Genomic DNA, 13,864 nt, shown 5'->3' on the forward strand with positions numbered 1-13,864 from the left:
AGAAAATATTATGAAACAAATTAAAATTTTAATTTTACTAGTAATAGCGGTGTTTGTTTCTTCTTGTGAAGATACTTTCTTAACACCAGACTTAACAACAGGTATTAGTTCAGAAACTTTTTTTACAACAGAAGCAGAAGTAGAAAGTGCTGTTGTAAACATGTATGATGGTATACAAGGTTTTAATGCTTCAAAAGATACAGATTCTGGTTTAAACCATGCAATTCAGGTAGAATTCTATGTAACAGAAATGCGTAGTGATAATACAAGAACTAAAAGTCAAGAAGGAGAAGCAGCTCAGTTTGAGTTTTATACGATAGCTTCTACCAACGGTATTGTTGCAGATTATTACAGAAGTTATTACAATGTAATTTATAGAGCTAATTTAGTTTTAGCCAATTTAGAAACTGCAGGAAGTAAAAGTGCACAGTTTGAAGCAGAAGCAAAATTTGTAAGAGCTTACGCATATTTTAATTTAGTGCGTTTATTTGGAGACGTTCCATTAATAGATAAAGTAATTGCACCCTTAGACAAAACAACCTCTTTTACAAGAGTAGCTAGTAGTATTACTTATGATTTAATTGTAAGTGATTTACAAACTGCCATTTCTAATTTAGATGATACTTATAAAGACAGAGCGTCTAAAGCAGGTGCCGAAGGGTTGTTGGCAAAAGTGTTTTTAACATTAGGTAGATATGGAGAAGCACAAGTATTATTAGAGTCAATTATGAATCCATCTAGAGGGTTTGGTTTAGAATCTAACTTTAAAGACATCTTTTATAACGAAGGAAACAAAGAAACAATATTTGCTATTGGTTTTTTACCGGGAGTAAATGACGATAGTCAAAATTTTTCTGCAGAATGGTTAAACTCTGTAGGTAGAGGAAGTGGTGTAAATTATGTAACAGAAGATGCAAGAACCATTTTAGATGCTTTAGGAGGTAATAGAACGGCATTATCTTATAGGCAAGATGTAGAGCAACCTACACAATACCAGGTAGTAAAATATTTACCTAATGGAGATGTAGATTTAGAAATCCCTGTTACATCTCCAGATCCTACATCTGCAGGTAATGATTGGATTGTTTTAAGATATGCAGATGTTTTATTAATGCATGTAGAAGCTATTTTAGCAAACAGTGCATCTACAACTAGTACAACAGCAATTACATCATTTAATCAAATAAGAAGTAGAGCTGGTTTTACGGGTTCAGATTTAATAGCAACAGATGGTACTGGTAGTATTAGTAAACAAGAATTATTAGATGAAAGAAGAGTTGAATTGGCTTTTGAAAACCATAGATTTTTCGATTTAGTAAGAATGGGAGCAGCACAAACTGTTTTAAGTGATTTTGCATCAGCTACAGGTGGAAGCTTTAGTTCTAACGATCTTTTATTACCAATTCCTCAGATAGAAATAGGTTTAAGTCCAGAAGTAAACGGAGAGAGTTTATTAAAGCAAAACCCAGGTTATTAATCTAATTAATAGATAAGTATTATGAAACAAATAATAAAAAATATAGAAAACAATATTTCTAAACTAGGAATATTAGCATTACTAATTTCTTTAGGAATAATGTTCTCTTGTGAAGACAATACTTTACCAGAAACAGGTTCAATAGCAGATTTAACAGCACCACAATCTAGTTTTTCTTTTACACAAGGAGTAGGACCAGATGAAGAATGGAAAGACTATACCTTTTCTAATCAGTCACAAAGTTCAACAACTTATTCTTGGGCTTTTGGAGACGGTGATACATCAACAGAAATAGAACCAGCGCATACATTTGCAGGAGAAGGTACTTATACAGTTACTTTAACGGCAAAAGATGGTTTAGAAGTTATGAGTACGTCTTCTCAAGAAATTACAGTTATTAAACCATTAGTAGTTGTTGCAATTACACCAGAAATTTCTGGAGCAGATTTTGAAGATATTGCAGAGGTTTGTGGTACTGGAGATAGTAGAGATTGTTGGAGATTAAGTGGAGCAGCAATCCATAAAACAACTAGTGATGGAGAAAGTGATACAAGAGGAGTAAAATACCCTTCAGGAAATGGAGATAACAGAGTTACATATCAAGCATTTTCTGTTTCGCCAAACACTAAATATGCTTTAACAGTTCGTTATGCTTTACAAGCAGATGGAGATGCAATTAGAGCAAGTGTAATTGATGGTCAGTTGTCTAACTTTAGTGAATTTGCATCAGCAACACTTTTAAGTCAAGAATCTGGCACTACAAATGATGGAAAAGGAAATTTTAATACGATTACAGTAAGTTTTGAAACCGGAGCAAATACAGATATTTCTATCTTATTTGATCATGATGGAAACACAAAAGATTCTTATTTAGATAATGCAGCTGTAAAACCAGAATAATTAAAAAGTTGCACACATTATTGATGTTTTTTAATAATGTGTGTAAATTTTTAATGGCACTAAATTTATGTCTATTTTAATAATTCAACGATAGAAACTTAATTCGTATAAAAGTTAACGAATACCAATTAGAAGTGTAATATTTTAATTTGGTAAAACAATTAGTTTTTATATATTTATACTATCAAGCTGGTTAACCAGTTTTGAGTTAAAATCGAGAATATGAAATTAGAAGTGCTTACTAAAAATGAAAATCAAAAAGTTCAAAACCTAATAATTATAGGTATTAAGGATTTGATTAATTACAAAAATTTAGAGCCTGGAGATAAGTTACCCTCTGAGAGAATGCTTTCAGAAAAATTTAAAGTAAGTAGAAGTAACGTAAGAGAGGCAATACATCGTTTAGAATTTTATGGATTATTAAAGTCTAGACCACAAAGCGGAACTTTTGTAGCCGATATTGGTGTTACTGCTTTAAATGGAATGATTGAAGATATAATAAGATTAGACGAGCCAGATTTTAAATCTCTTGTTGAAACTAGAATATTATTAGAATTAAAAACGGCAAGATTAGCAGCGTTAAGAAGAACTGATGATGATTTACTAAATTTAAGTGAAGCACTTTTAGCGTATAAGAATAAAGTATTAGAAGGTGAAGAAGCTGTACAAGAAGATTTGTTATTTCATTTAGCAATTGCAAAAGCAAGTGGTAATAGTACAATGAATACATTTATGCTAATTATTACTCCAGAGATTATTACTAATTTTAAGAAACATCATGTATGTGATGCAGGTTTAGCACAAAGAGGTATCAGTGATCATCAAGCTATTTTTGATGCTATTAAAGAGAAAAATCCGCAATTAGCAAAACAAAAAATGAAGGAACATTTTAAAGAACTTTACAGTTATTGCTATAATATAGATTAGATTCATTTATTATTAAGGGTTTGTAAACTAGCTGTTTAAATATTTATTTAAAGATAAATGATTAAATAGTAGGATTTTAGTATAAAAGCGTTAATTTTGGTTTACCAATTTGGTAAACCAGATGTAAAGAGGTATTAATCTTAAAATAATTAAACATGAAAATAAAAGGATTACGCTGGTGGGTTGTAGGTCTTGTTGCTTTGGCAGCAGTTATAAATTATATTGATAGGCAAGCTTTTGGTGCTCTTTGGCCTGATATTGCAAATGATTTATTTCCAGAGATGGATAAAGATGGCCACAAGGCTATATACGGTACAATATCTACTGTCTTTATACTATCATATGCAGGAGGGCAAGCCCTTTTTGGTAAGATTTTTGACTGGATGGGAACTAGAATAGGTTTTGCCCTTTCTATTGGAGTTTGGTCTATTGCTACTGCTTTACATGCTTTTGCACAAGGAATGTTAAGTTTCTCAATCTTTAGGTCTATACTAGGAATTGCAGAAGCCGGAAATTGGCCCGGTGCAGCAAAAGCGAATGCAGAATGGTTTCCAACTAAAGAGCGAGCATTAGCTCAGGGAATCTTTAATTCAGGGGCAGCTATTGGAGGTATTGTAGCTTATCCAGTTATTGGTTTATTATCTGCTTATTATGATTGGAAAGCGATATTTATTGTTGTTGCAGTACTTGGTTTTTTATGGTTGTTGCCTTGGTTGTTTATTGTAAAGTCAGACCCAAAATCTCACCCTTGGTTGTCAGAAGATGAAAGAAAGTATATTCTATCTGGACAAGAAAATCAAGATATTGATGGAGATGGAAATTATGATGAAGGATATACTCCTACCACAGGAGAACTATTAAAACGTAAAGAGAGTTGGGGAGTAATAATTGCATCTGCTGCAATTGATCCTATCTGGTGGCTTTTTATTGTTTGGATTCCAATTTATCTGTCAGAAGTTTTTGGTCTAAACATTAAAGAAATTGCATTTTCTGCTTGGGTACCTTATGTTGGAGCTATGGTTGGAGCAATATTTGGAGGATTACTTGCCAAAAATAGACTTACAGCAGGATGGTCTGTAGATAAGACGAGAAAAATGACTATAACTTTAGGTTGTTTAATTATGATTCCTTGCTTCTTCTTATTAAAAGCACCTGGATCTGCATTTAATGCAGTAATTATTATGGCCGTTTTACTTTTCGGATTTCAAGTAGCAATCGGAAATATACAAACGATTCCTAGTGATCTTTATAGTGGGAAAATTGTTGGTACACTTTCAGGATTTGCGGGTATGGCTGCTAAACTTGGTGCAGCTGGACTTACTCTTTTAGTAACATTTGTAACTACTGGAGGTAATTATACACCTGCATTTTTAATAGGTGGAACATTAGCTATAATTGCATTAACAGCTGTTTGGGTATTAATACCCAAAATAGAGCCATTAAAATCAAAAAATTAAGAATAATAATAACGAATTATATTAAAACTATATAAAATGAGTAAATTAGAAGAAAAAGTAGCCATAATTACAGGAGCTACAGGTGGAATTGGTTTTGCAGTTGCAAAAAGATTAGGGAAAGATGGGTACACTGTAATTTTAAACGGTATCGATGATAAAGCTGGTGCAGAAAGACTTAAAGAATTAACGACAGAAGGTATTACTGCAGAGTATTACGGTTTTGATGTTACTAAAGAAGATGAGGTAACAGCAAACATCACCAAAATTGGTGAAAAGTATGGTAAGATAGATGTACTTGTAAACAATGCAGGTGGTTTAGGTGGAAGATCTAGATTTGAAGAAATGACAACAGAATTTTACAGATTTGTAATGGCTTTAAACCTTGATTCTGCATTTTTTGCATCTAGAGCAGCAATTCCTTTTTTAAAGAAAAGTGAAAATGCTTCAATTATTAACTATACTTCTAACGCTGCTTGGAATGCAGGTGGACCAGGAGCTGGTATCTACGGTACATCTAAAGCAGGAGTTCATGCAATTACTAGAGCATTAGCAAAAGATTTAGCAGAATACGGAATTAGAGTAAATGCAGTATCTCCGGGTACAATTGATACTCCTTTCCATGCTCAAATAAAATCTACTAAGCCAGAAGTTTTTGCTTCTTGGGCAAATAATATTATGTTAGGAAGATTAGGTCAACCAGAAGATGTTGCTGGTGTTGTTGCTTTTTTAGCAAGTAAAGAAGCTGCTTTTATTACAGCAGAAACTATTCAAATTGGAGGTGGACAAGCATTAGGTATCTAAGTGAAGGTTTTATTTATAGCTATTAAAAACCGTTTAGTAATTTTTACAAAACGGTTTTTCTTTTTTAAAATTATTAGTTTTATTATAGTTGATTAAAGTAGGCTTTCACTTCTAACTAGTTAAACATAAAAAAAGCCTTTAGAAAATAAATTCTAAAGGCATTTTTAATTATAATATAGAAGTTTTTACAACTTAAAAGCTTCTTTAATAGTGTCTACGTAATCTAATTTTTCCCAAGTAAAAGTTTCAACTTCTTCAGAAGTAGTTTCTCCCATTGGGTTTGTAAATGTAACGGTCTTAACTTCTGGAGTTCTACCCATGTGACCATAAGCAGCAGTTTCAGAATAAATAGGGCTTCTTAATTTTAAACGTTTTTCTATAAAATAAGGACGCATATCAAAAAGAGACTCTACTTTTTTACTGATTTCTCCATCAGTTAAATCAACAGTAGCTGTGCCATACGTTTCAACATTTATACTTGTTGGTTTTGCAACACCAATTGCATAAGAAACTTGTACCAAAACTTCTTTACAAAGTCCGGCAGCAACTAAATTTTTAGCAATATGTCTTGTAGCATATGCTCCAGATCTATCAACTTTAGAAGGATCTTTTCCAGAGAAAGCACCACCACCATGAGCTCCTTTTCCTCCGTACGTGTCAACAATAATTTTTCTACCAGTTAAACCAGTATCACCGTGAGGTCCACCAATTACAAAAACACCTGTTGGGTTAATGTGATAGGTAATATTGTCTGTAAATAATTTCTGAAGATGCGCAGGTAATTTTGCAACCACTCTAGGAATTAAAATTTCAACAATATCTTTTTTAATTTTTGCTAACATCACATCATCAGACTTGTCAAAATCATCATGTTGTGTAGAAATTACAATAGCATCAATTCTCTGCGGTACATTATCATCAGAATACTCAATAGTAACTTGAGATTTAGCATCTGGACGTAAATAAGGAATATCTTTATTTTCTCTACGTAAAGCAGCTAATTCAATTAATAATCTATGAGAAAGTTCTAACGCCAAAGGCATGTAGTTTTCAGTTTCATCAGTAGCATAACCAAACATCATTCCTTGGTCTCCTGCTCCTTGTTCTTCTGGGTTTGCTCTATCAACACCTTGGTTAATATCTGGAGATTGTTCGTGGATTGCAGATAAAACTCCACAAGAGTTTCCATCAAACATATAAGCTCCTTTAGTATAACCAATTTTGTTAATTACATCTCTAGCAATTTTCTGTACATCTAAATACGTTTTAGATTTTACTTCTCCTGCTAAAAATACTTGACCTGTTGTAACCATGGTCTCGCAAGCAACTTTACTAGATTTGTCGAATGCTAAAAAGTTATCGATTAAAGCATCAGAAATTTGATCGGCAATTTTGTCTGGGTGTCCTTCAGAAACACTTTCTGAGGTAAATAAATATGACATAATAAATCTTTTTTAATATTAAAAATTGATTTTTTTTAAACGTGTTCTTCCTATTGGAAATCAAGAAAAATAAAAAGAGATTGCATGAGTCGCTAAAAGTAGTAGAATATTACTGCTTTAGCATTTTTTGTTTCAGCAGATATAAATATCAGCGTCAGAGGTTGCAATCAGTTCAAATTTTTCCTCTAAAATTCTTTGCAAAGTTACAGCTTAAATTCTAATAACATAATTTTTAAGCATAATATTTCATTATGGTATCATCAATAAAACAAACTTCATTGTTTGTTATTTGTTTGATACTTATTAAACAAGGGGTTTTAATGTGATATTTATATTTCTAAAAAATAAATTGGTTTTTTCTTGGTTATTAAATTTTTCTAAACATATATTTGCATTCAGAAAGTTCAATAACTTATCGAAATGTTATCAAGAAAGGTGGAGGGAAAGACCCGTTGAAACCTTAGCAACCCTTTTCGTGAGGAAAAGAAGGTGCTAAATTCTACTTAATTTCAGATTCATTTATCAGAAATTGGATAGATAACCCATAAACAAGTACACTTCCGTGTATTTGTAAAATTCTTAATAACATTTTTCTAGTAAGTACATCAAATTTTTGATGCATTCGACTTTTGGTTTAATCTCAAATTGGTTCAAAATATTTTTATATTTTGTGTCTTTTGAAAATGTCATTCCTGTGAAAACAGGAACCTAAATTAACTCAAAAAAAATAGAAAAATGAGTACGCACAAATTAGCAACAAACGCACTACATGCAGGGCATGATGTAACAAAAAATGGAGGGACAAGAGCGGTTCCTATTTACCAAACATCATCATACGTTTTTAACAATTCAGAACATGCTGCAAATCTTTTTTCATTAAAAGAATTAGGTTTTATTTATACCCGTTTAAATAACCCAACCAACCAAATTTTACAAGATCGTTTAGCGGCTGTAGAAGGCGGAATTGGAGCCGTAGTTTTTGCCTCTGGTACAGGAGCAATTGCAACGGGTTTATTAACGCTTTTAAAAGCAGGAGATCATATTGTAGCTTCAAGTAGCTTATACGGTGGAACCTACAATTTATTAAGTGTAACTTTACCAAGATTAGGTATTACAACTACGTTTGTAGATGCTGATAATCCAGATAACTTTGCGGCTGCAGTTCAAGAGAACACAAGAGCATTTTTTGTAGAATCTTTAGGAAACCCGAAATTAGATGTGTTAGATTTAGAGGCAATTGCTGAACATGCAAAAGCAGCAGAAGTTCCTTTTATAGTTGATAATACAGTAGCAACACCGGCATTATTAAATCCTATTAAACATGGAGCAAATCTTGTAATTCATTCGTTAACAAAATATATTGGCGGACAAGGAACTTCTTTAGGAGGTGCAATTATAGATGCAGGAACTTTTAACTGGGCAAACGGAAAATTCCCTGAATTTACAGAGCCTTCTGCAGGGTATCATGGTTTAAAATATCATGAAGCTCTAGGTGCAGCAGCCTTTACTTTTAAATTAATTTTAGAAGGTTTACGTGATTTCGGTGCAGCTTTAAGTCCTACAAATGCATTTAATATTATTCAAGGTTTAGAGACTTTACCAGTTAGAATTAAGCAACATTCAGAAAATGCATTGGCTTTGGCAACTTGGTTAGAAGCGCAAGAAGAGGTTACTTGGGTAAACTATCCTGGTTTAGAAAGTAATAAATACAAAACGTTAGCAGATAAGTATTTGCCAAAAGGACAAAGTGGTTTGGTAACTTTTGGAGTAAAAGGTGGTTTTGAAGCAGCAAAAACAATTGCAGATACTACAAAATTATTCTCTTTATTAGCAAATATTGGTGATACAAAATCATTAATAATTCACCCAGCAAGTACAACGCATCAACAATTAGGTGAAGCAGCACAAGCAAGCGCAGGTGTAAGTCAAGATTTAATTAGATTGTCTGTTGGTATTGAAGATTTAGAAGATTTAAAAGCAGATTTAACAGCCGCTTTTTCAAAAATATAATGAGTGTGTCTGTTCAAGCGCAGTCGAGAACTATTATTATTTTTCGACTGCGCTTAAATAGAGAATAATTTAAAATTCAGTAAATAACTTGGAACATCCATTACAACATATCAAAATAAAAGATTTTACTACAGAATCAGGTGTCTTAATTTCAGAAATGAATTTGAGTTACCAAGTTTTTGGTCAAGATTTAGGGACAGCTCCTATCATTTTGGTAAACCATGCACTTACCGGTAACTCTTATGTTGCAGGTAAAGAAGGCTGGTGGCAAGATATTGTTGGAGATGAAAAGGCGATTAATACTAAAACCTATACCATTTTATCCTTTAATATTCCTGGTAATGGTTTCGATGGAATTTTAATTGATAACTATAAAGATTTTATAGCAAGAGATGTTGCAAGAATCTTTCTTCAAGGTTTATCAATATTAAAAATTGAGACTTTATTTGCATTAATTGCAGGTTCTTTAGGAGGTGGAATTGCATGGGAAATGATGGTGTTAAATAACAATTTTACACAACATTTTCTACCAATTGCAACCGATTGGAAATCTACAGATTGGTTAATTGCCAATTGTCAAATTCAAGAACAATTTTTGGTAAATTCTAGCAATCCTGTGCACGATGCAAGAATGCACGCTATGTTGTGTTACAGAACGCCAGAAAGTTTTAAAGAACGTTTTCATCGATCTAAAAAAGAAGATTCAGATATTTTTGATGTAGAAAGTTGGTTGTTGCATCACGGAAAATCATTGCAAGAACGATATCAATTATCTTCTTATAAGTTAATGAATCAATTATTAAAAACGATTGATGTTACTGTTGGAGGAAAAAGAGCTATTGAGATTTTAGATAAAATTAATGCCAATATTCATATTATAGGTGTGGATTCAGATTTGTTTTTTACTGCGGAAGAAAACAGAGAAACTCATAAAAAGTTAGCATTAACAAAAGATAATGTTACCTATAATGAAATAAATTCTGTGCATGGTCATGATGCTTTTTTGATGGAGTATGACCAGTTACAAAAAATTATTGAGCCTATTTTTAATAAAGATTATAGAGAAAAGAAGATGAAAGTTTTAAAATTTGGAGGAAAATCTTTAGCCAATGGTGAAGGATTAGAAAATGCAATAGAAATTATTGCAAGTAAATATAAAGCCGGAATAAAAGTAACTGTTGTAGCCTCTGCAAGAGGGAATTCTACAAACGAACTAGAAGCTATTTTAGATAAGGCAGCATCAAAGAAGGAGTATAAAACCAAGTTTGAAAAGTTTAAAGCATATCAATTAGAACCAAATAGTTCTGTAGACTTTTCTCAAGAATTTTCTAAATTAGAAACCATTTTTGAAGGTGTTTCTTTATTGGGAGATTATAGTCATAAAATTAAAGATGAGGTTTTAGCACAAGGCGAATTACTATCTGTAAAAATGGTGGCAAGTTTGTTAGAAAAACAGCAAATATCTTCAAATGCAGTAGATTCTAGATCATTAATAATTACAGATGAAAACTTTGGGAATGCACAACCTATTCCTGCGGTTTCTAAAGAAAATGTAATTACATATTTTAAAGAAAATAACGATACTATAAATGTTGTTTCTGGTTTTATTGCAGCTAATAAAAAAGGAGAAACTACTACTTTAGGTAGAAACGGAAGTAATTATACTGCGGCTTTGTTAGCAAATTATTTAGATGCAGACGAATTACAGAATTATACACATGTAAGCGGAATTTTTACAGCAAATCCAGATTTGGTTGCAGATGCTAAAAAGATTGAACAATTATCGTTCTCAGAAGCGAATGAAATGGCCAATTTTGGAGCAACTATTTTACATGCAAAAACCATTATTCCGTTATTAGAGAAAAATATCAATCTTAGAATTTTAAATACATTTCATAAAGAAGATAAAGGAACTTTAATTACATCAGAATCTTCATCAGCAAAAGGAATAAAATCAATTGCTACCATAGATAATGTTGCTTTACTAAATTTTGAAGGTAGGGGTTTATTGGGTAAAGTTGGTGTTGATGCACGTATTTTTAAGGTTTTAAGTGATCGTAACATTAGTGTAAGTATCATTGCACAAGGTTCATCAGAAAGAGGAATCGGTTTTATTATTGATGCAGATAGAGCAGTTGAAGCGGTTGCATCGTTAGAAAAAGAATTCGAAAATGATTTTTATTCACAAGATGTACATCAGATTTCTATTGTAAATAATGTAGCGGTAATTTCTATTATCGGTCAAGATTTAAGCGAATTTCATCATCCTTATAATGCATTAATCAAAAACCAAATAGTACCACTTTTATTCAATAACACGGTTACGGGTAAAAACGTGAGTTTGGTGGTTAAAAAAACCGAATTACACAAAGCCGTAAATGTAATTCATGGTCAAGTTTTTGGAGTTACTAAAAAAATAAACATTGCCGTTTTTGGTAAAGGTTTGGTTGGTGGAACTTTAATTGATCAAATTATAGAAAATACACAATCTGTTTTAGAGCGAAGAAAAATTCAGTTAAATGTTTTTGCAGTAGCAAACTCTAAAAAAGTGTTGTTGAATAAAAATGGAGTTTCTAAAGATTGGAAACAAAATTTATTAGAAAATGGAGAAGAAAATGTAACTGTTAATGATATTATCGCATTTGCAAATGCAAACCATTTTGAGAATTTAATTGCGGTAGATAATACCGCAAGTGTCAATTTTGTAAGTAATTACATTCCGTTTATAGAAGCTGGTTTCGATTTAGTTTCTTGTAATAAAATAGCCAATACATTATCGTTCGATTTTTACAAAGAAGTAAGAGCGAAGTTAAAAGAATATAAAAAACAATATCTGTACGAAACGAATGTTGGTGCAGGTTTACCATTAATTGATACGATTCGTTTATTACATGAATCAGGAGAGAATATCACCAAAATTAGAGGGGTGTTTTCTGGAAGTTTGAGTTATTTATTCAATACTTTTTCTGCGGAAAATGTTCCTTTTTCTAAAACGTTGCAAGAAGCAATTGATAAAGGATTTACAGAGCCAGATCCTCGTGAAGATTTAGGAGGAAATGATGTTGCTAGAAAATTATTAATTTTAGCAAGAGAATTAGAATTAGAAAATGAATTTGATGAGGTTGAAATTAAAAATTTAATTCCAGAGAATTTAAGAGAAGGTTCTGCAACCGATTTCTTAGGGAAATTAGAATTACTGAATGACGAATATCAAAAAATAAAAGAAAACCAAGAACCAAATCATGTTTTACGTTATATTGGTGAATTAAGTGGAGATTTATCTCAAAATAAAGGGAAATTAGAAGTGAAATTAGTTTCTACGGATAAAAGTACTCCTTTAGGTTCTTTAAAAGGTTCTGATGCAATTTTTGAAATTTACACAGAATCTTACGGAGAACAACCAATTGTAATTCAAGGAGCAGGAGCGGGAGCAAGTGTAACTGCAAGAGGTGTTTTTGGAGACATTTTAAGATTAGCAAAACATAATAACTAAATAGTAGGCAGTTTTCAGTTGACAGTATTTCAGTCAATCACGATTAAATAAAAAAGAAACAAGAGATCAAAAAGAGACAAGAATCAAGACATAAAAATAAGAATTATCATTTTGTCTTGATTCTTGATTCTAAAAAGCGATATCGGTCTAACAATCTAATAAAAACAATGAGCAAACATTTCGAAACACAAGCAATAAGAAATCAAACAGAAAGAAGTCAGTTTTCTGAACATTCTACACCTTTATATTTAACCTCTAGTTTTGTTTTTGACGATGCAGAAGATATGCGAGCATCCTTCGCAGAAGAAAAAGAACGTAATTTATACAGTCGTTTTACAAACCCAAACACCACAGAATTTGTAGATAAAATTGTGGTTATGGAAGGTGCAGAGGCAGGTTATGCTTTTGCAACAGGAATGTCTGCTATATTTTCATCATTTGCAGCTTTGTTAAATGCTGGAGATCATGTAGTTTCTTGTCGTTCTGTTTTTGGGTCTACACACAGTATGTTTACCAAATTTTTACCAAAATGGAATATAGAAACTTCTTATTTTAAGGTTGATGAAGTAGATTTAATAGAAAGCTTAATTAAAGAAAATACAAAGATTCTTTATATAGAAACGCCAACAAACCCAGCTGTAGATATTTTAGATTTAGATTTGATTGGTAAAATTGCAAAAAAGCACAACCTTATTTTTATTGTTGATAATTGCTTTGCAACACCATATATACAACAACCTATAAAATTCGGAGCAGATTTGGTAATTCATTCTGCAACAAAATTAATAGACGGACAAGGAAGAGTTTTAGGAGGGGTAACGGTTGGTAGAGCAGATTTAATGCGAGAAATTTACCTTTTTGCAAGAAATACTGGTCCGGCAATGTCACCGTTTAACGCTTGGGTATTGTCTAAAAGTTTAGAAACGTTGTCTATAAGAGTAGACAAGCATTGTGAAAATGCTTTAAAAGTTGCTGAGTTTTTAGAAGGAAATGAAAATGTTGAGTTTGTAAAATATCCATTTTTAAAGTCTCATCCACAATATGAAGTTGCTAAGAATCAGATGAAATTAGGAGGAAGTATTGTTGCTTTCGAGATTAAAGGAGGTATTGAGGCCGGAAGAAATTTTTTAGACAAAATAAAAATGTGTTCATTATCTGCTAATTTAGGAGATACAAGAACTATTGTAACACATCCATCTTCTACTACTCACGGACGTTTATCTGAAGAAGATAGATTAGAAGTTGGTATTACAAATGGTTTGGTACGTGTTTCTGTAGGCTTAGAACATGCAGAAGATATTATAGCCGATTTAAAACAAGCGTTAGCACTATAATAAAAAGATTGAATAAATATTAA

The 13,864-nt window shown here is 31.9% G+C and carries 9 protein-coding genes and 1 riboswitch; of the genes, 8 read left to right on the top strand and 1 reads right to left on the bottom strand.

Annotation, left to right across the window (positions count from 1 at the left end; translation table 11 throughout):
- Positions 1-10: 10 nt before the first annotated feature.
- The 5 genes from GQS58_RS13780 to GQS58_RS13800 all read left to right on the top strand — a co-directional run bounded on the left by GQS58_RS13780 (position 11) and on the right by GQS58_RS13800 (position 5,562).
- Complete coding sequence (locus GQS58_RS13780) at positions 11-1,477, top strand: RagB/SusD family nutrient uptake outer membrane protein (RefSeq protein ID WP_166386893.1); 1,467 nt, start codon at positions 11-13, stop codon at positions 1,475-1,477.
- Positions 1,478-1,498: 21 nt separating this feature from the next.
- Complete coding sequence (locus GQS58_RS13785) at positions 1,499-2,377, top strand: PKD domain-containing protein (protein ID WP_166386895.1); 879 nt, start codon at positions 1,499-1,501, stop codon at positions 2,375-2,377.
- A gap of 222 nt (positions 2,378-2,599) precedes the next feature.
- Entirely contained in the window at positions 2,600-3,304 is a 705-nt protein-coding gene (locus tag GQS58_RS13790) for a FadR/GntR family transcriptional regulator (RefSeq protein WP_166386897.1), read from the top strand.
- A gap of 155 nt (positions 3,305-3,459) precedes the next feature.
- Positions 3,460-4,761: an MFS transporter gene (locus GQS58_RS13795; protein WP_166386899.1), complete on the top strand. Its 1,302-nt coding sequence runs from the start codon at positions 3,460-3,462 to the stop codon at positions 4,759-4,761.
- A 36-nt stretch (positions 4,762-4,797) separates the two neighbouring features.
- Positions 4,798-5,562, top strand: a complete 765-nt coding sequence (locus GQS58_RS13800; RefSeq protein WP_166386901.1) for an SDR family NAD(P)-dependent oxidoreductase — start codon at positions 4,798-4,800, stop codon at positions 5,560-5,562.
- A gap of 185 nt (positions 5,563-5,747) precedes the next feature.
- On the opposite strand, the gene metK is transcribed toward GQS58_RS13800, so the two are convergent.
- Positions 5,748-7,004, bottom strand: coding sequence for a methionine adenosyltransferase (gene metK / locus GQS58_RS13805; protein WP_166386903.1), 1,257 nt, complete (start codon positions 7,002-7,004; stop codon positions 5,748-5,750).
- A 420-nt stretch (positions 7,005-7,424) separates the two neighbouring features.
- Positions 7,425-7,548, top strand: a riboswitch (SAM riboswitch).
- Positions 7,549-7,739: 191 nt separating this feature from the next.
- Here metK and GQS58_RS13810 point away from each other — a divergent pair.
- From GQS58_RS13810 to GQS58_RS13820, 3 genes are all read left to right on the top strand, one after another.
- Positions 7,740-9,014, top strand: coding sequence for an O-acetylhomoserine aminocarboxypropyltransferase/cysteine synthase family protein (locus GQS58_RS13810; protein WP_166386905.1), 1,275 nt, complete (start codon positions 7,740-7,742; stop codon positions 9,012-9,014).
- A gap of 88 nt (positions 9,015-9,102) precedes the next feature.
- The gene (thrA, locus tag GQS58_RS13815; RefSeq protein ID WP_166386907.1) at positions 9,103-12,507 is read left to right on the top strand and encodes a bifunctional aspartate kinase/homoserine dehydrogenase I; all 3,405 of its coding nucleotides are present in this window, start codon (positions 9,103-9,105) and stop codon (positions 12,505-12,507) included.
- A 167-nt stretch (positions 12,508-12,674) separates the two neighbouring features.
- The gene (locus tag GQS58_RS13820; RefSeq protein WP_166386909.1) at positions 12,675-13,841 is read left to right on the top strand and encodes a trans-sulfuration enzyme family protein; all 1,167 of its coding nucleotides are present in this window, start codon (positions 12,675-12,677) and stop codon (positions 13,839-13,841) included.
- The last annotated feature ends 23 nt before the right edge of the window (positions 13,842-13,864 follow it).

The sequence above is a fragment of the Polaribacter sp. 11A2H genome (assembly GCF_011379025.1).
Taxonomy (GTDB): domain Bacteria; phylum Bacteroidota; class Bacteroidia; order Flavobacteriales; family Flavobacteriaceae; genus Polaribacter.